The following is a 19,168-nucleotide window of genomic DNA, read 5'->3' on the forward strand; positions in this document are numbered from 1 at the left end:
TAGATAAGAAAATTAATATCAATTTAGACATGTAATGTTCGTTAGAATAGTAAATAGTTTTCTATCAAATGTTACAACTAGATTATACAAGGGGTGGGAAGTATGGATAAAAGATTTTTTTCAGGAAAACTAAGAAAAATCTTAGGTGTCCTCATAAGTATTATTTTATTCATACAGCAGGTTACAGTGCCTGTGAGTATAAGTGCAAAAGGAGGTGAAAGTGTAAAAGAAATAAGCAATGCAGAGGTTAAATTTCTTAAAGGAGTAGAGCTTGTAAGTCTAGATAATGCTGTTATTAAAAAACCATATAAAGATAGGCAACTTAAAGATATTGAAGAAATTGATACAAAAAATAAGTTTGGAATAGTATATTCTTTTGAAATTTCAAATAATAACACAATAAAGAATGGTGACTATATTTATATTGATTTACCAAGTGAGATTGAAAAAGATCCAGCAATGGTTCTTGATTTTAAGGTTGGTAACTCTGATGAATCTATAGGTACACTGACTTATGATTCTGAAAAAGAAAAGTATAAAATTACATTCAATGAATTTGTTGAACAAAAATCCAATGTAAAAGGAACTTTTGAAATTCAAACATTTTTTAATGAAAAGAGCATTGGATATGGTGGAAAGAAGAAAGTTAGAATTGATATCGATGGATTAGAACCTACTATTGTAGATTTAAACTTCAAGAAGGATAAATCTAAGGCTCCAGTAATAAGTAAAGATGGACAGTATAATTATTCAGAAAACACAGTTGATTGGACTATAAAAGTAGATTGCAAAGATAATGCTCCAATTAATGGGGGTTCAATTCAAGAGATTTTAGGTGACTATCAATCTATAGATTTTTCATTTATTAAGTTTTATAACAATGAAGTTAAAAGTGAAAATGAATTTAAAAGTGGTAATTTAGAAGCTTCTTATGATAATAAATTTACTTATACCTTTGATGGAGAGATATCTGGAGTAAAGATAATAAAATTAACAAGTAAAATTAAAGATAACTTTCCTAAGGGTTCAAATCTTAAAAATACTGCAAAGCTTTATATAGATAAAGACTATATAAATGAAGCGTCAAAAGAAGTTCAAACTAATGTAACGTGGATTGATAAAAGTGGATATTATGATTCTAGTAATAAAACTATAAATTGGACTATCAACGTAAAATGTAATGGAAAAGTTATAGATGACTTTAAATTAAAAGATATCTTTGATTCAAAAGAACAAGAATTAGTTGCTAAAAGTATTTTTATAAGTAATAACGATGATGGTAGTTTAGTTGATAATGCAAGTACTGGTGATGGAGAACAGTTCAGCATTACTGGTAAATTATCAAAGGATATTACTATAACTTATAAAACAAAGGTATCAGATAGTGTATTAAAAACTGCTAAACATCAAGATTTAGGAAATAGAGCTGAAATAACTGGAACAGATATACCTAAAAACACTTATGCAGATACTAAAGTTGGAGTAGAACCTGAATTATTAACTAAAACAGGAGAATTTATTCCTTCTAAAGGTACAATAAAGTGGACTATTGTAGTTAATAAAAATGAATTAGAATTAAGTAATGCTACTATTAAAGATATTATTCCAGATGGATTAGAACTAGGTAAAGAGTATGTGGAAGCTACAGATGAAGTTGTACAGGCAATAAAAGTTAATGATGATGTTGTACAGTGTACTGTAAATTCTAATAATGAATTAGTTTATGAATTTGAAGATAGAACTGAAAATAGTAAAAGAATTCTTGAAGGGAAACATACAATAACTTATACTACAAAAATTAAGGATTACGCAAAGACTTGCATTAAGGATGGAGATATAGCTAGGTTTACTAATAAAGTAACTTTAACTACAGATGAAACAGAGCCTATACTTAAGGAAGCAACTATTGATTGTAAACCTAATGTTATAAAAAAAGACGGAAAATATGATTATAAAAATAACTTAGTAAAATGGACTATAACAATAAATAAAGATAAAGTTAATTGCTTAAAAAATATTGTTATAAAAGATGCTATTCCTGATGGACAAAAGATTGTGAAGATAGACGATGAATATTTTGATGTTTCTAATTCTAATTCTAAATACAAAAATGATAAGAGAAGCATAAATTATGATGAAAGTACTAAAACTATCACTTATCAATATTTAGATGAACAAAAACCTATGGATGATTATGATGTATTTTCATATTACACAGAGATAACTGATAATAGCTTTTTTGAAAAACATTCGCCTAATTATGTAGGACAAACAGAAACTAAAAGAGTTTATAATGATGCAATATTAACTGGTGAGGATATAAGTCAAGTTACTTCAAAAGGGGAATGTCCAGTAGATGTATCACCTATATATAAATCTGCAGAGTATCAAGATAAGAGTAATGTTATTAAGTGGACAATAGCTATAAATAGAAATTGTAGAGACTTTGGAGATGTTACTGTAGTAGATGAGCTTAATAAGGCTTTAACATTACAAACAGATAGTATAAAGGTATACAAAATTTCATCTCAAGATGAACTTAATAAATATAATGTATCAAATGCAGATGAAAAATCAAAATACATTGATGATACAATTACAGAAGATCAATTCTTAATTGATGGAAATAAGCTTGAATTACTGTTGAAGGATGTAAAAGATACCTATATTTTAGAGTTTTTAACAACTATAAGTGAAAACTTAAGTAATAACGGAAGAGTATCAAACAAGGCGTATATAAAAACTGGAGATAATGTTGAAGAGACTGGGGAAAAGACTGTAGAGAATATACGTTTTACTGTAGGTAAGGCTGCTGGTATTGGGGAGACAGGAGAACTAATTGTAAATAAGATTGCTGACAATAGTGAAAAGACTCCTTTATCTGGAGCAAAATTTGAGTTGCGTGATAGATTTGGTAATCTTGTAGGAGAATCTAAAGTAACAGGAAAAGATGGAAAAGCTGTATTCACTGATTTGAAATTTGGTGTGAAATACAAGATTACAGAAGTTGAACCACCAGAAGGATATGAAATAGATACAGAAAATTGTTCAAAAGACTTTACTATTGATGACAATGCAGATGTTAAAAAACTTGAATTTACATTTGTAAACAAAAGTATAAAAGGAAGTATTAAGGTTGTTAAGAAGAGTGCTGATACAAACGAATTCTTAAAAGGTGCAAAATTTAAAGTATATAAAGATGATGGAGACAAAAAATTTGATGCAAGTAAAGATCAAGATTTTGGTGAGATGACAGAAGTAGATTCAATAAAGAAGCCAGGTATTTATGAAATTAAAGATTTGCCTTGTGGAGATTATTGGGTTAAAGAAACTTTCCCACCATCTAATTATAGTACATCTAATTATAGTATTTGTAATGAAGCACAAAAAGTAACAATAAAAGATAGTAAAGAAGTTCAGGTTGGAAATAGTGCAGATAATATATTCTATGATAGCCTTAAGAAGGGAACTGTTAAGTTAACAAAGGTAGACAAGGATTATCCAGAAAATAAATTAACAGGTGCTGAATTTAAGGTTTACGAAGATAAGGATGCAGATGGAAAACCTGATAACACTAATTCATTTGTAAAATTAGAAGAGAGCAAAACTGAAGTTGGAGTATATACAGCTAAGCTAAGAGTTGGTAAATATGTATTAAAAGAAAGAAAAGCACCAGAAGGCTTTATAGTAGCTGAAGGATATACAAAATTTGAGGTTACTGAAGGTAAAGATACTATAATATCAAATGATGAGATTCATAAGAACTTTATTAATCAATGTAAAAAAGGAACTGTTAAGTTAACAAAGGTAGACAAGGATTATCCAGATAATAAGTTAACAGGAGCTGAATTTAAGGTTTATGAAGATAAAGATGCAGATGGACAGCCAGATAAAGATAGTGAAGTTGTCATAATGAAAGAATCAGAAACTGGTATATATACAGCTAGTCTAAGAATTGGTAAATATGTGCTAGAAGAATCAAAATCACCAGAAGGCTTTATAGAAGATGAAGGATATACAAAGTTTGAGGTTATTGCAAATCAAGAAATAGAAATATACAATGATGAATTAACTAAGACATTTATGGATGAAGAAGGTATAGGAAACTTGATAATAAAAGTAAAAGATAAGAATACAGGTTCTCCTATTAAAGGTGCACATATTGATATCTTTGATGAAAATAGTAAAAAGATATGTGATGAATATACAGATGAAAATAGAGAAGTTGTTACTGAAAACTTAAAATATGGATCATATATTTATAAAATCGTAGATGTTCCAGAAGGATATGAGGTAGATGAAACTTCTAAAGAGGTAATTGTAAAAGTCAATGAAATAGAGGAAGCAGTTAGCCTTTATAAAGATAAAGAACCAATTATAGAGGAAAAGACAGACGTAGCAAAGAGTCAAAAGGTTGCAAAACTAGCTGCTAAGACAGGAGATAATGCTAAATTAGGATTATTAATATTACTAGCTGGAATTTCATTGGTTGTAATTACCTTGAATTTAAAAAAGAAGAGAAAAGTACAATAGAATATTAAATAATAAAAGAACACTACATTTGAGACAATAGATAAGTTTGTGTAAACAAATTTATTATTTAAAAAATATTACTGGAAATTCTGGTTTCCAGTAATATTTTTTTCTTTACTAGAAATACTAATAATAAGTTTTATTATCTTTTTATAGTGTTTGATAAAAAGATGAAAATATACATATTTTTAATAAAAAGTACAAGCTTTAAGCTAATTCATCTTTTAATTGCTCTTCAAAATAAATACTTAGCTCCGCTAGCGTAGCACCCCAGTTAGGAATTGGTTGAGTCCATTTTTCCATTATCTCCATTGTAGCTAAATAAACGGATTTATTTAAGGCTTCATCTGTTGGATAGATGATTCTAGATTTAGTATATTTACGTACTTGCCTATTAAAGCCTTCTAAAGCATTTGTTGTATATATTATTTTTCTTATTCTAGGAGAGAACTCAAAGAATGTAGATAAGTTATTCCAATTACTATACCAAGAATCAATAACCATTCCATATTTGCTTCCCCATTTGTCTTTTAAGTTATCGAGCTGCGCTAGCGCAAGATCTTCAGTTGTTGCTTTATACACTTCCTTTAAATCTCTCATGAATTCTTTTTTATCTTTTGAAGCTATATATTTTATAGAATTTCTTATCTGATGAACTATACAAGTTTGAATATTAACTTCTGGAAAGACAGTTTTTATTGCTTGAGGTAGACCTTTTAAACCATCCATACAGGCAATAAGAATGTTTTTTACTCCACGATTCTTTAAATCATTGCAAATACTTAACCAGAACTTAGCACCTTCGGCTTCGTCTACCCATAAACCTAATATATCTTTATATCCTTCCATAGAATATCCGAGACATATGTATACTGCTTTATTTACTATTTTCCCATTGCTCCTTACTTTGAAATACATAGCATCTAGATAAACTATAGGATATGTTTTATCAAGCATTCTATTTTGCCATTCGGTAGCGGTAGCTATGACTTTATCAGTTATTTTTGAAACCATAGATGGTGAAATTGTAATTCCGTATAAGTCTTCTATTTCTGCCTGAATATCAGAAGTAGACATACCTTTTGCATAAAGAGATATTATTTTTTTATCTAACTCATTGCACACAGTTTCGTATTTTTTTATTATTTGTGGCTCGAATTCAGCCTTTCTATCACGTGGAATATTCAAATCTACGTCCCCAAAAGAGCTTCTTAAGTTCTTTTGGCTGTAGCCATTTCGGTAATTTCTATTTTCAGAATCAATGTCAGTCTGTCTTTGATATCTATCTCTTCCTAAATGCTCATCCATTTCTGCTTCTAATATATTCTCTAATACATCCTTCACAAGTCTTTGTACTAAGCCGTTTTTACCTAATACATCATCAATCGTCTTGCATTTTTTTACTTCCTCATTGTAATTGAAGTTGGTATCAGTTTTTCTTGTCATAAAAATTCCTCCTTAAATGTACATGAATATTATTCCACTTCTACCAACTAATCATACAAAAAAGACAGTAGGTAGATTTGGATTTACACAAATCTACTTACTGTCCCCTACATTTTGGTAGTGTTCTTTTATTATAGAAGTTTTTATTTTTAAAGATTACTTATTAAGCTCTGTTTATTGAACCGAATAATTCCATTTTTTCTTTAACTTTAGCTTTTATAGCTTCATAACCTGGAGCAAGAAGTTTTCTTGGATCGAATCCTTTTCCTTCTAAGTCTTTACCAGCTTCAATGTACTTTCTTGTAGCTTCAGCGAATACTAATTGACATTCAGTATTAACGTTGATTTTAGCTACTCCTAAAGATATAGCTTTTGCTATCATATCATCAGGGATACCAGTACCACCGTGAAGAACTAATGGCATATCTCCAACTGCTTCCTTGATTGCTGCTAATGCATCGAAATCAAGACCTTTCCAGTTTGCTGGGTATTTTCCGTGAATGTTTCCGATACCAGCAGCTAACATAGTAGTTCCTAGATCAGCTATCTTCTTACATTCTTGAGGATCTGCGATTTCTCCAGCTCCGATAACTCCGTCTTCTTCTCCACCAATTGAACCAACTTCACATTCAACTGAGATTCCTTTAGCTGAAGCGTCAGCGATTAATTGCTTACTCTTTTCTATGTTTTCATCGATTGGATAGTGAGAACCATCAAACATTACAGAAGAGAATCCTGATTCTATACATTTGTAAGCTCCGTCAAAGCTACCGTGATCTAAGTGTAGAGCTACTGGTACTGTGATGTTTAAGTCTTTGATTAAACCGTTAACCATACCAACGATTGCATCATATCCCCCCATGTATTTTCCTGCACCTTCAGATACACCTAAGATAACTGGTGAGTTGTTTTCTTGAGCAGTTAATAAAATAGCTTTTGTCCATTCTAAGTTGTTAATGTTAAATTGACCTACTGCGTATTTACCTTCTCTAGCCTTATTTAACATGTCTTTTGCTGAAACTAACATAAAATTCGACCTCCAATAATTATATAAATATTCTAGGTAACATATATAAAATATTTACCCTCCATTGGTTATTATAACTTTTATTTGTTAAAAAAGAAACATGTTCGTTAAAATTTATTAGTTGTTTTTAAGTAGTTTTACGAGAATAGCCTTTTGAACGTGTAATCTATTTTCTGTTTCATCGAAAATTTCAGTGCTATGTTCTTCTAACATTTCATTTGATATTTCCTCTCCTCTATGAGCTGGCAAGCAGTGCATTAAAAGGGCGTTTTCCTTTGTATAAGACATAAGTTCCCTATTAACTTGAAAGCCTTTAAAAGCCTGTTTACGCACTTCAGATTCAGCTTCATGTCCCATACTAGTCCAAACATCAGTGAAAATAATGTCAGCATCTTTGGCAGCTTCAATAGGAGAAGTTGTAATATTAAATTTTTTATTTTCTAATTCAGCAAGTTCTTTACTTCTTTGAATATATTCTTCCTTTGGAAAATATCCTTCAGGACATGCCATATTTAAGTTCATACCTACTTTTAAAGCACCTATCATTAATGAATGGGCTACATTATTACCATCACCTATAAAGGCTACGTTTAAACCTTCAAGGATGTTTTTATATTCTCTTATTGTCATTAAATCAGCTAAAACCTGGCAAGGATGTTCTAAATCAGTTAAACCATTAATAACAGGAATAGAAGCATATTTAGCTAATCCATCTATTTCTTCTTGGGAATAGGTTCTAATAAGAATTCCTTGAAGAAATCTAGAAAGAGTTCTAGAAGTATCTTCAATAGGTTCTCCACGACCAAGTTGTAAGTCTCTGCTGCTTAAGAAAAGAGCATTTCCTCCAAGCTCATACATACCAACTTCAAAAGATACTCTTGTTCTTGTAGAACTTTTTTCAAATATCATTCCTAAACTTTTACCCTTTAAAAGTTCATGAGAAATTCCATGTTTATGCTCATATTTAAGCTGATCTGCAAGGTTTAAAATGTCTAAAATTTCTTCTTTTGAAAGATCATCCATTCTTAATAAATCTTTTTTCATTTTTAAGCCCCCCAAAAATACATTATTGTAGTATTTTTATTAGAATATCAATACCTTTTTCTATATCTTCTTTTTCCATTACAAGTGGAGGAAGAAGCCTTACAACGTGAGGTCCTGCAGTTAATACAAGTAATCCATTTTTCATGGCTTTTTTCTGTACTTCAGAAGAATTTGCCTTAATTTCAATACCTATCATTAATCCCATACCTCTAACTTCAACAACTTCATCTAAATTAGCTTTAGTTATTTTATCTTTAATAAGCTTTCCGTTAGCATTTATTTTTTCATAACTTGCTTCATTACAGATTTCATCTGCAACAACCATAGAACCTGCACATGCAACTGGATTCCCACCAAAAGTTGAACCGTGATCTCCTGGGTTAAAAGCTAAAGCAGTTTTTTCATCTGCAAATACAGCCCCCATAGGAAGACCAGCTCCAATACCCTTAGCAGTTGATACTATATTAGGTTTGATATCGAAGTTTTGGAAACCAAAAAGTTTTCCTGTTCTTCCTATACCACATTGAACTTCATCGAAGATAACAAGAATATCTTTTTCATTACATATAGATACAACTTCTTTAACAAAGTCTTTATTTAAAGGATGAACTCCACCTTCACCTTGAATAGCTTCCATGATAATAGCACATACGTCATCTGTAGCCTTCATTTTAAAGTCTTCAATGTTATTAGCTTCTACATAATCAATTCCTTCAGGGAAAGGGAAGAAGTACTTATGAAATTTATCTTGACCATTAAGTTTTAATGTTGTTATAGTTCTTCCGTGGAAAGATTGTTTTAAAGAAAGAATCTTATTTCTTCCTTCACCATATTTATCAAAGCTATATTTCTTAGCTAATTTTACAGCACCTTCATTTGCTTCAGCACCTGAGTTGCAGAAGAAAACTTTACTCATTTTAGCTTTTTTACACCATTTGTTACTAGCTTCAATTGTAGTTGGGTTAACAAATATGTTAGAGCAGTGTTGCATAGTAGCTATTTGTTTTGAAACAGCTTCAGTCCATTTTTCATTAGCATATCCAAGGCAATTAACTCCTATACCACTTGTAAAATCAAGATATTTATTATTATCTGTATCAAATAAATATACTCCTTTACCTTCCTTCATTACAGGCTCTAGGGGAGCATAAGTATTCATTAAACTATTTTTCATAATTAATCATCTCCTAATAAATCATAGTTCCTATTCCATCATCAAAGAATAGCTCAAGAAGTAATGAGTGAGGCACACGTCCATCTATAATGTGAGCTCTTTCAACACCCATACGTACAGATTCAACACAGCAATCAATCTTAGGAATCATTCCACCTTTAATTACACCTTCATAGCATAATTTAGGTACTTGATGTAATCTTAAAATTGAGATTAAAGAGCTGATATCTTTAGGATCTCTCATAACACCAGGTACGTCTGTTAATAATATAAGTTTTTCTGCTTTTAGAGCAGAAGCTATTTTAGCAGCACATAAATCAGCATTAATGTTATATAGACAGTCATCATCTTCTCCTAAAGCAACACTACCTATAACTGGTATGTAGTCTGAATTAAGAGCCATTTCTAAGATATCTGTATTAACAGAAGTTATTTCCCCAACATATCCTAAGTCTACATCACCCTCTAATTTTTTGGCTTTTAATAAAGAACCATCCATTCCACATAATCCTAAGGCTTTGCCTCCAGCTTTTTCGATTAATGAAACTAAGTCTTTATTAACTTTTCCACCAAGGACCATTTGAACAACGTCAATGGCTGCTTGATCTGTATATCTTAAACCATTTATAAATTTACTTTCTTCTCCAAGTCTTTCAAGAGTTTTAGTAATTGCAGGACCGCCTCCATGAACAACTATAGGTTTAAATCCTACACATTTCATTAAGACAATATCATTTATTACTGTTTGTCTTAATTCTTCGCTAATCATGGCATTACCACCGTATTTAACAACGATAATCTTGCCATTATAATGTTGAATATATGGAAGAGATTGAACAAGAATATTGGCACGATTACTTAAATCTTTATTTTTTAATTCATCTATTATAGCCATATTTAAAGCCCCCTTAAGTTTTTTAACTTCTATAATCTCCGTTAATTTTTACGTAATCATAAGTAAGATCACAGCCCCATGTAGTGATTTCAGCATCACCTATATTAAGTTCAACTTTAATAGTTATTTCATCTTCTTTTAATATCTTAAGAGCATCATCTTCATTAAAGTTTACAGATGCACCATCTTTACATACGATTATTGAACCTTGTTTGCTTTCAAAATAAACATTAACTTTTTCAGGATCAAAGAAAGCTTTAGAGTATCCCATAGCACATAAAATTCTTCCCCAGTTAGCATCGCAGCCAAACATTGCAGCCTTTACTAAGCTTGAATTTATAACGCTTTTAGAAAGGATTAAAGCATCATCTTCTGTTCTTGCACCTGACATAGTACACTGAATTAATTTAGTTGCACCTTCACCATCTTTAGCAACTTGTTTTGAAAGTTTAACAGTTACATATTTTAATGCTTCTAAGAAGCTATAATAATCTTCATTTTTAGAATCTATAATATCATTTTCAGCTAAACCATTAGCTAATATAAGAATAGTATCATTAGTGCTCATATCACCATCAACACTTACTCTGTTATAACTTACATTTACAGCTTCAGTTAATGCTTCTTTTAATAATTCATCTTTGATATTTACATCTGTTGTTATAAAAGAAAGCATTGTACACATATTTGGTTCAATCATTCCAGAACCCTTAGATATAGAACCAATAGTTACGTCTTTTCCTGATAATTTAAATTGAACAGCAATTTCTTTTTTTACAGTATCAGTAGTCATGATGGCATTAGCTGTATCATCACTTCCATTTTCACTAAGGGAATCTACAAGAGATGGAATACCTTTTTCAATTGCTTCTATGTTAAGAGGAAGTCCAATAACACCAGTAGAAGCAACAAGTACATCTTCCTTATTTATTTTTAAACCACAAGCTGCAGCTTCAGTCATTTTTTCTGCTTTTAGAAAGCCATCATCACCGTTACAAGTATTAGCGTTACCACTATTTACTATGACAGCTTGAGCTTTATTGTCCTGAAGATGTTTTTTACATACAAGAATAGGTGCTCCTTTTACCTTGTTGCTTGTATAAACTCCTGCTGCTGTACATTTTATTTTTGAGTAGATAAGACCTAAATCTTTTTTTTCATATCCTTCTTTTACTCCACAGTGAATTCCTGAAGATAAGAAACCTTTTGGAGCTGTAATACCATTATTTATTTCAACTATATTCATATATTTATGCCTCCTTATTTGTGTTGAAAAATAGAAAAGGCCATATAATTTTAACCAGCTAATAATGCCAGAAAAAATTATATAGCCGTTTTTTAAAAGGCTGGTGAAATAAAGTTTAATCCTTCTGTTTCATCAAAACCTAAAATAATATTCATATTCTGAATTGCTTGACCAGCTGCACCTTTAATCATATTATCAATAGTACTTACAACTATTATTTGATCTTTTCTATGGCTAAGATGTAATGAAATATTACAGAAGTTAGAGAATCTTACATCTCTAGAGCAAGCAGTTTGTCCTAGAGGAAGTACATTTACAAATGGTTCATTTTTGTAAGTTTCAACATATAAATCATGTAGTTTCTCTAAATCAACTTCTGATTTAGGTGTACAGTAAATTGTAGACATAATACCTCTATTTATTGGAAGAAGGTGAGGAGTAAATGTTACTGTAACCTTATCCTTAGCCATGCGACCTAAAGTTTCTTCAATTTCAGGAGTATGTCTATGAGCCCCAACTTTATATGGTGCAAAGTTTTCATTTAAGTCACAGAAGTGGCTTGAGTCAGTTAATTTTCTACCAGCACCAGTAGCGCCTGATTTTGAATCTGCAATAATTCCCTTAGTTTCTATTAATGAATTTTTCATTAAAGGCATAAGCCCAAGTTCAATAGAAGTAGGGTAGCAGCCTGGATTTGCTATAAGCTTAGAATTTTTAATTTTTTCTCTATTTAATTCAGGTAAACCATAAACACTTTCTTTATGAAGTTCTGGTTTAGTGAAGTCTTTTCCGTACCATTCTTTATATTCTTCTTCACTAGATAGTCTGAAGTCAGCACCGATATCAATGCATATCTTACCAGCTTCAACACACTTTGCTGCTATACCTTCACTTAATCCATGTGGAAGAGCAGTAAAGATTACATCAGCTTTTTTTATAACATCATCCATAGTTTCACAGATTAGATTTGTTTTATTGAAAAATGTTTTATATATTTCGTTAATTCCTTGTCCTTCGAAAGATACTGAACTTAATGCAGTAACTTCAACGTTTTTATGATTTAAAAGTATTCTTAGAAGCTCAGCTCCAACATAACCTGTAGCTCCTATAATTCCTACCTTGTTCATTTTATTTTAAGCCCCCTTTAGTATCACTTAAGAATTTTGCTAAGGCGTCTATTTGAATTTGTACTGACTTAGAAGAAGGTCCCCCAAATACTTTTCTTTCTTCTACACAAGTGTATAAATCTATTGCCTCATAAACATCTTCTTCAAAAATAGGAGAGAATTCTCTCATCTTTTCTAGTGAAAGATCTTCAATATGCTTATTTTCCTGGATACAGTAAAGAACAATTTCTCCAACTATACCATGAGCATTTCTAAATGCTTCACCTTTTTTAACAAGATAGTCAGCAAGGTCAGTAGCATTTGTAAAACCACCAGAAGCACCTTTCTTCATGCTATCTTTATTAACTTTCATAGTAGAAATCATTCCTGAGAAAGTTTTAAGTGCAAGATTTACAGTGTCAATAGCATCAAATACACTTTCTTTATCTTCTTGCATATCTTTGTTATAAGCTAGAGGAATACCTTTCATAACAGTAAGAAGTGCCATTAAATCCCCATAAACACGACCAGTTTTTCCTCTTATAAGCTCTGCAACATCAGGATTTTTCTTTTGAGGCATTATAGAACTTCCTGTACTATAGCCATCATCAAGTTCTATAAATTTAAATTCATTTGTACACCAAAGAATAATTTCCTCAGAAAATCTTGAAAGATGCATCATTATCATAGAAATTGCAGATAAAGTTTCTATAACATAATCTCTATCTGAAACAGAATCAAGACTGTTTAAAGTAACCTTTGAAAAACCTAGTTCTCTTGCTACAAATTCTCTATCTATAGGATAAGTTGAAGTTGCAAGTGCCCCTGAACCAAGTGGCATTTCATCAGTTCTCTTATAGGCGTCTTGAAGTCTGCCTACATCTCTTTTAAACATTTCTGCATAAGCTAAAAGGTGATGAGCTAAAGTTATTGGCTGTGCCTTCTGCATATGAGTATAACCAGGCATTATAGTTGAAACATTCTCTTTAGATTTATCTAAAAGAACTTCTTCAAGTTCAAGAATATTTTCTATAATTCCTAATTGAGCTTTCTTTAAGTACATACGAAGGTCTAATGTTACTTGGTCATTTCTGCTTCGACCAGTATGTAGTTTTTTTCCACAATCCCCAATGTAATATGTTAAAATTCCTTCAGTAAAGCTGTGAATATCTTCTGAAGAAGGGTCAATTTCTATAACCCCATTTTGCATGCGAGTTAGAATTTCTTCTAAACCCGCAGCTATTTTTTTACTTGATTCCATAGGAATAATTCCTTGCGCACCAAGCATTTTTACATGAGCTAAACTACCTTCAATATCTTCTTCATACATTCTTTTATCAACTCTTATAGAGGAGTTGAAATCATTAACTAGATCATCTGTCCCTTTTTTAAATCGTCCGCCCCAAAGTTTCATATATTTAGCCTCACTTTTTATTTTTGATTTTTAGCATCCATTTTAGCTTTAACTACAGTTGGAAGTCCATATAGATTAATGAATCCAGCAGAATCCTTTTGATCATATACTGCATCTTCACCAAATGTTGCATATTCTTCATTGTATAGAGAATATGGAGATGTCATTCCAGCATTAACTAAGTTACCTTTGTATAATTTTAATTTAACTTCACCAGTTACATTTTCTTGAGTCTTATCTATAAATGCTGAAAGTGCTTCTCTAAGAGGAGAGAACCATAATCCGTTATAAACTAAGTCGGCAAATTTTAAAGCTACTTGCTCTTTGTAGTGAGCAGTTTCTTTATCTAAACATAATTCTTCAAGATCCTTATGGGCTTTGTAAAGAATAGTTCCACCTGGAGTTTCATATACACCTCTTGATTTCATACCAACAAGTCTGTTTTCAACCATATCAGTAATTCCTATAGCATTATCTCCACCTAATTTATTTAATGCTTTAAGAAGTTCAACACTTTCCATTTTTTCACCATTAAGTGCAACAGCTCTACCTTTTTCAAAAGTTAATGTAATGTATGTTGCTTTATCTGGAGCTTTTTCTATAGTAGTTGAAAGTTCAAGAATTTCATCATATTTTGGTTCGTTTGCAGGATCTTCAAGATCTAATCCTTCGTGGCTTAAATGCCAGATATTCATATCTTTACTGTAGTTAGTTTCACGATTTATCTTTATAGGAATGTTATGGCTTTCTGCATATTCAATTTCTTCTTCTCTTGATTTGATATCCCAGATTCTCCAAGGAGCGATAATTGGCATATCAGGTGCAAAAGCTTTAATAGCAAGTTCAAATCTTACTTGGTCATTTCCTTTACCAGTACATCCGTGACAGATAGCGTCTGCTCCTTCTTGTTTTGCTATTTCTACAATTCTTTTTCCGATTAGAGGTCTTGCAAATGAAGTACCTAATAAATATTTACCTTCATAAACAGCACCAGCTTGAATTGTTGGGAATATATAATCATCAACAAATTCCTTTGTTAAATCTTCAATATATATTTTTGATGCCCCTGTATTTAATGCTCTTTCTTTTAGTCCTACGATTTCAGATTCTTGACCAACGTTTCCTGATACACATATAACTTCACAACCGTAAGTATCTTTTAACCATTGGATAATTATTGAGGTATCTAACCCTCCTGAATATGCTAGAACAACTTTATTGAATTTTTTCATTTTAATAGCCCCCTTAAAACTTTATTCGAATTCTATATTTTTCTAATTACTAATAATTATACATTAACAATGCATAATATGCAACAAATATTCATAAAAATGCATAAAAAATTAAAGATAAACTTTTAAGAATATTTTAAGGAAATTTTTGTGTAAAAAAATATTAAAAATGGGTAAAATTAATAATATCAAAAATTTAAGTTGAGGAGGAGTATGAAAGTGATAGAAATAAATCAAGTTTCAAAAGTGTATAAAATGGGAAAAGAAAAGGTCGTGGCATTAGATAATGTTTCTTTAAAAATCCATAAGGGAGATTTTGTTGCAATAATAGGACCTTCAGGATCAGGAAAATCAACTTTAATGCATATTGTAGGAGGATTAGATTCACCTACAACAGGAACAGTATCTATAGAAGGAAAGGATATAAGTAGATTAAAAGATAAAGAATTATCTAAATATAGAAATGAAAAAATAGGTTTTGTTTTTCAAGCTTTTAATCTTGAAAATTCACAAACTGCTTTGGAAAATGTAATGATGCCTCTTATATTTGCAGGAGTTTCTAAAAGAGAAAGAAAGAAAAGAGCATTAGAAGCTTTAGAGCAAGTAGGATTAAAGGATTTAGCAAAGCATAAACCAAATGAAATGTCAGGAGGTCAAAGACAGAGGGTTTCTATTGCTAGAGCCTTAGTAAATAATCCTGAAATTATTTTTGCAGATGAACCTACAGGAAACTTAGATTCTAAAGCAGGTGAAAATATTATGCAGCTTTTTAGAGAAATTAATGAAAAAGGATTTACTGTAATAATGGTTACACATAATCCTGAAGAAGCAGAAAAAGCAAGAAGAGTTGTTAAGATTAAAGATGGACAAATAACTTCTGATATTGTTAAGGAAGACGAAATTGCTTAGGGGGAAATATTGATGAAAATAAAAGAATATATCCTTATGTCGTTAAAGGATTTGTGGAGAAGAAAAGGGAGGACAATTTTAACTGCTTTAGGAATAACAATTGGAACACTATTAATAGTAACTATGATGGGAATTGTAGTTGGCTTAAAAGGTTTTATGAGTGATGCAATAAATGATAGTGATAGTGCGAGAATTATTAATGTAAATCATTATAGAGATTACACTAATGATGAGGAAGCTTATGAAGACATTACTAATGATGAAAAATTTGAAGAAAAGTATTATAAAAAGATTGATGATGAACTTATAGATAAGATGAAAGATACAGGTAAGGTTGAAGCAGTTGTAGCAGAAATAGGATATAATCCACATTCAATAATTTTTAATAATAAAGAATACACAGGAAGCATAAGAGGGGTTGGGTATAACCTTGGTGCAAATATTTATGCAGATTCTGTAGTTGAGAGAGTAAGACATGATGAAAAAAATGATAGTTTAAAACCTCTTAGTCATGGTGAATTTATTAGTAAGGAAAGTGGCCAGGCTCTAATAGGAGAAAAACTTTTAGAAAGTCTTGAATTAAGTAGTGATGATGTATTAAATAAGGAAATAGAAGTATCTGCAATTAGTAATATAAAAGTTAATGGAACTAAATTAACAAAGAAAGTTACAGTTGTGGGCATTATAGATGGACATTTTAATAATTCTAATGCATTAGTTTTAAGTAGTTACGACATAGCAGAATTAAAGGGATATGGAACTTTGCAAAAAGATTATTTTGAAAATAAAGGTTATGATTCTATGGAGGTTTTAGTGTCTAACCTATCTGATGTGGAAAGTGTAGATAATACAATCAAAGATTTAGATTATTATAGAATGTCTTCAATAGATGCTGCAAAGCAGATTGAAAGCAGTATGGGAGCTATGAATAAAGGATTCTTAATACTTGGAATAATAGTTTTATTTGTTGCTGCAATAGGAATTATTAATACAATGGGAATGGCAGTAGCTGAAAGAACAAAGAGTATTGGAGTTATGAAATCTGTAGGGGCAAGTTCTTCTACTATCAGATTGATGTTTCTTATACAAGCTTCTTTAATAGGGCTTATTGGAGGAATTTTTGGTGTACTTATAGGAAGTGGAGTAAATTCTATTATAGAAGTTTTTGCAAAGTCTAAAATATCAGATTCAGGAGTAAAACTATCTATAAGTATAGGACTTCCTTGGTATTGGATAGCTACAATACTTTTATTTTCTATGGTTATAGCATTAGTTTCAGGAATTTATCCTGCATCTAAAGCAGCTAAGTTAGATCCAGTTGAAGCATTAAGAAGATAGGAGGGGAAATAGAAATGAAATTTTCAGATAAAATATCAATGGCTTTTAAAGATTTAATGAATAGAAAAGTTAGATCAATATTAACTGTATTAGCAGTATCTATAGGTTCCCTTTTATTAATTGTAATGATGGGATTAAGTGATGGAATAATTAATAAACTTAAAGAGGTCATAGATGGAGCTGGGGACACCAATATTATTCAGGTATATCCTATTAATGATGCAAAGGTTAAAGAAGATAATGGTATTTCTATTCAAGTTAGTGATGTAGATTCACAAGAAGAAAAAGAGTCTAAGGAAGTGGAAGATGCTAGTTTTAAAAAGATTAGCAAGGATGATATAGAAAGCATAAAAAATATTGATGGAGTAGATAGAATATCAGCTTATGTTCAGGGAAATATAACAGATATAATGTTAGATGATAAGAAATTTAGTGGCAATATAGTATTAACTGGATATGATTTTAATAATGATATAGATATATCTGATAAGCTTTTATGTGGAACTATATTAAAAGAAGAAAGTGAAGATATTATTATTAGTGAAGATCTAGTATCTAAATTAGGAATATCAAATAATGAAGATGTATTAAATAAGAAGATTAAAGTACAAGCAGAGTTTCCAGAAATGAATGGAATAAAAATTAAAGAGCCAAAGGTGATAGAGGGAACTGTAGTAGGTGTAGCAAATAAAAATAATATTTCAAATACAGTGATTATGAGTGAAAAAAAAGCAGATTGTCTTTTTGCATACTTTACAGATAAAGAGAATTATATAGATGAGAATGGATATTCTATGCTTTCTGTTTATGGAAAGGAAGGACAAGAAATTTCAGCGTTGGCAGCAAAGATTACAAGTGACTATGGATATACAACTTTTAGTTTGGATATGATAAATAAAACTTTTGATGCTTTAGGTGGTGTTGTAAAAGCTGTTTTGTCAATAGCTGGAATAATAGTTCTTGTAGTTGCTTCTTTAGGTTTAGTTAATACAGTAAGTATGACTCTTCAAGAAAAGAGAAAGATGATTGGAGTTATGAGAAGTGTTGGTGGTTCAAGAAAAAATATTAAGAGTATATTTACTTATCAGTCATTTATTATAGGTCTTTTTGGAGGAATACTTGGAAGCATTACTTCTGCTATAGGAATATTTATTGCTAATGAATATATAACTAAATCAAGTAATTTTGCTATAACATTAACTACAAATAATATAATGTTATCATTATTCATAACAGTTATTATGTCAATAATTGCAGGAGCAATTCCAGCAAGAAAGGCTGCAAAAATAAATGTTGTTGAAGCAGTAGCTGAAGAATAAGAATAAAAATATAAGAGATACTAAACCTATATGGTATATATAGGAGGTATCTGTAATGAATATTATGAATCAATTAAATTGTTCTGTAGATAATTGTGAGCATTATAAAAATGGTTATTGCTCTCTTTCAAAAATACAGATTTCAAGTTTAAATGGAAGTAATCCAGATTCAGTACTTTGCAATAATTATGTTCAAAAGTTAGAGGATTCTTCTAGAAAAAGTAAGCTTGAATGTCCTTATACAAATATACAATGTGACATGCATAATTGTAAGCATAATTATGAGGGTAATTGTGAGGCGAGTCAGGTTGATATGTATAGAAGAACAAATGAGGACTTACAAAATACAGGATGTCATTCATTTAAAATGAGAATATAGTTAATATATTGGGGCTGTAAAAAAAGTCCTAAAAATCAAACGACCATACTAGCTCAAAAGCTTGTATGGTTGTTTTTTTTCATATACTTATATTTTTTCATCTTTA

The 19,168-nt window shown here is 30.5% G+C and carries 14 protein-coding genes; 5 read left to right on the forward strand and 9 right to left on the reverse strand.

Annotation, left to right across the window (positions count from 1 at the left end; translation table 11 throughout):
• Positions 1-102: 102 nt before the first annotated feature.
• Complete coding sequence (locus BM384_RS08085) at positions 103-4,533, forward strand: SpaA isopeptide-forming pilin-related protein (protein ID WP_090012734.1); 4,431 nt, start codon at positions 103-105, stop codon at positions 4,531-4,533.
• Between the two features lie 207 nt (positions 4,534-4,740).
• Here the strand turns inward: BM384_RS08085 and BM384_RS08090 are convergent, their stop codons facing one another.
• The 9 genes from BM384_RS08090 to BM384_RS08130 form a co-directional block, all read right to left on the reverse strand.
• Entirely contained in the window at positions 4,741-5,979 is a 1,239-nt protein-coding gene (locus BM384_RS08090) for an IS256 family transposase (RefSeq protein ID WP_090012736.1), read from the reverse strand.
• 163 nt (positions 5,980-6,142) lie between these two features.
• Entirely contained in the window at positions 6,143-7,006 is an 864-nt protein-coding gene (gene fba, locus BM384_RS08095; protein ID WP_090012737.1) for a class II fructose-1,6-bisphosphate aldolase, read from the reverse strand.
• A 117-nt stretch (positions 7,007-7,123) separates the two neighbouring features.
• Positions 7,124-8,050 carry an ornithine carbamoyltransferase gene (gene argF / locus BM384_RS08100; protein WP_090012739.1) on the reverse strand — a complete coding sequence of 309 codons (927 nt, stop codon included), beginning with the start codon at positions 8,048-8,050 and terminating at the stop codon, positions 7,124-7,126.
• 22 nt (positions 8,051-8,072) lie between these two features.
• On the reverse strand, positions 8,073-9,224 hold the full coding sequence (locus BM384_RS08105; RefSeq protein ID WP_090012741.1) for an aspartate aminotransferase family protein: 1,152 nt from the start codon (positions 9,222-9,224) through the stop codon (positions 8,073-8,075).
• A gap of 13 nt (positions 9,225-9,237) precedes the next feature.
• Entirely contained in the window at positions 9,238-10,119 is an 882-nt protein-coding gene (gene argB, locus BM384_RS08110; protein WP_090012742.1) for an acetylglutamate kinase, read from the reverse strand.
• A 22-nt stretch (positions 10,120-10,141) separates the two neighbouring features.
• Entirely contained in the window at positions 10,142-11,365 is a 1,224-nt protein-coding gene (gene argJ, locus BM384_RS08115; protein WP_090012744.1) for a bifunctional glutamate N-acetyltransferase/amino-acid acetyltransferase ArgJ, read from the reverse strand.
• Between the two features lie 92 nt (positions 11,366-11,457).
• A complete protein-coding gene (gene argC / locus BM384_RS08120; protein WP_090012745.1) occupies positions 11,458-12,492 on the reverse strand; it encodes an N-acetyl-gamma-glutamyl-phosphate reductase in 1,035 nt (344 codons plus the stop codon).
• Between the two features lies 1 nt (position 12,493).
• Positions 12,494-13,885 (reverse strand): argininosuccinate lyase, encoded by a 1,392-nt coding sequence (argH, locus tag BM384_RS08125; protein WP_090012747.1) that lies wholly within the window; start codon positions 13,883-13,885, stop codon positions 12,494-12,496.
• 17 nt (positions 13,886-13,902) lie between these two features.
• Positions 13,903-15,117, reverse strand: a complete 1,215-nt coding sequence (locus BM384_RS08130) for an argininosuccinate synthase (protein WP_090012749.1) — start codon at positions 15,115-15,117, stop codon at positions 13,903-13,905.
• A gap of 219 nt (positions 15,118-15,336) precedes the next feature.
• Here BM384_RS08130 and BM384_RS08135 point away from each other — a divergent pair, with 219 nt between their 5' ends.
• Genes BM384_RS08135 through BM384_RS08150 form a run of 4 tightly spaced genes read left to right on the forward strand, consistent with a single transcriptional unit; the run spans position 15,337 to position 19,062 of the window.
• The gene (locus tag BM384_RS08135) at positions 15,337-16,026 is read left to right on the forward strand and encodes an ABC transporter ATP-binding protein (RefSeq protein WP_090012750.1); all 690 of its coding nucleotides are present in this window, start codon (positions 15,337-15,339) and stop codon (positions 16,024-16,026) included.
• Positions 16,027-16,038: 12 nt separating this feature from the next.
• Positions 16,039-17,364, forward strand: coding sequence for an ABC transporter permease (locus BM384_RS08140; protein WP_090012752.1), 1,326 nt, complete (start codon positions 16,039-16,041; stop codon positions 17,362-17,364).
• Between the two features lie 14 nt (positions 17,365-17,378).
• Positions 17,379-18,683, forward strand: a complete 1,305-nt coding sequence (locus BM384_RS08145) for an ABC transporter permease (RefSeq protein WP_090012754.1) — start codon at positions 17,379-17,381, stop codon at positions 18,681-18,683.
• 55 nt (positions 18,684-18,738) lie between these two features.
• Complete coding sequence (locus BM384_RS08150) at positions 18,739-19,062, forward strand: DUF1540 domain-containing protein (protein WP_090012756.1); 324 nt, start codon at positions 18,739-18,741, stop codon at positions 19,060-19,062.
• The last annotated feature ends 106 nt before the right edge of the window (positions 19,063-19,168 follow it).

The organism is Clostridium sp. DSM 8431 (assembly GCF_900116755.1).
Classification (GTDB): domain Bacteria; phylum Bacillota; class Clostridia; order Clostridiales; family Clostridiaceae; genus Clostridium.

What these genes read in the sequence shown, in the direction of transcription:
- BM384_RS08085 (WP_090012734.1), top strand. Translation starts at nt 103, where the DNA reads ATGGATAAAAGATTTTTTTCAGGAAAACTAAGAAAAATCTTAGGTGTC.
- BM384_RS08090 (WP_090012736.1), bottom strand. Translation starts at nt 5,979, where the DNA reads ATGACAAGAAAAACTGATACCAACTTCAATTACAATGAGGAAGTAAAA.
- fba (WP_090012737.1), bottom strand. Translation starts at nt 7,006, where the DNA reads ATGTTAGTTTCAGCAAAAGACATGTTAAATAAGGCTAGAGAAGGTAAA.
- argF (WP_090012739.1), bottom strand. Translation starts at nt 8,050, where the DNA reads ATGAAAAAAGATTTATTAAGAATGGATGATCTTTCAAAAGAAGAAATT.
- BM384_RS08105 (WP_090012741.1), bottom strand. Translation starts at nt 9,224, where the DNA reads ATGAAAAATAGTTTAATGAATACTTATGCTCCCCTAGAGCCTGTAATG.
- argB (WP_090012742.1), bottom strand. Translation starts at nt 10,119, where the DNA reads ATGGCTATAATAGATGAATTAAAAAATAAAGATTTAAGTAATCGTGCC.
- argJ (WP_090012744.1), bottom strand. Translation starts at nt 11,365, where the DNA reads ATGAATATAGTTGAAATAAATAATGGTATTACAGCTCCAAAAGGTTTC.
- argC (WP_090012745.1), bottom strand. Translation starts at nt 12,492, where the DNA reads ATGAACAAGGTAGGAATTATAGGAGCTACAGGTTATGTTGGAGCTGAG.
- argH (WP_090012747.1), bottom strand. Translation starts at nt 13,885, where the DNA reads ATGAAACTTTGGGGCGGACGATTTAAAAAAGGGACAGATGATCTAGTT.
- BM384_RS08130 (WP_090012749.1), bottom strand. Translation starts at nt 15,117, where the DNA reads ATGAAAAAATTCAATAAAGTTGTTCTAGCATATTCAGGAGGGTTAGAT.
- BM384_RS08140 (WP_090012752.1), top strand. Translation starts at nt 16,039, where the DNA reads ATGAAAATAAAAGAATATATCCTTATGTCGTTAAAGGATTTGTGGAGA.
- BM384_RS08145 (WP_090012754.1), top strand. Translation starts at nt 17,379, where the DNA reads ATGAAATTTTCAGATAAAATATCAATGGCTTTTAAAGATTTAATGAAT.
- BM384_RS08150 (WP_090012756.1), top strand. Translation starts at nt 18,739, where the DNA reads ATGAATATTATGAATCAATTAAATTGTTCTGTAGATAATTGTGAGCAT.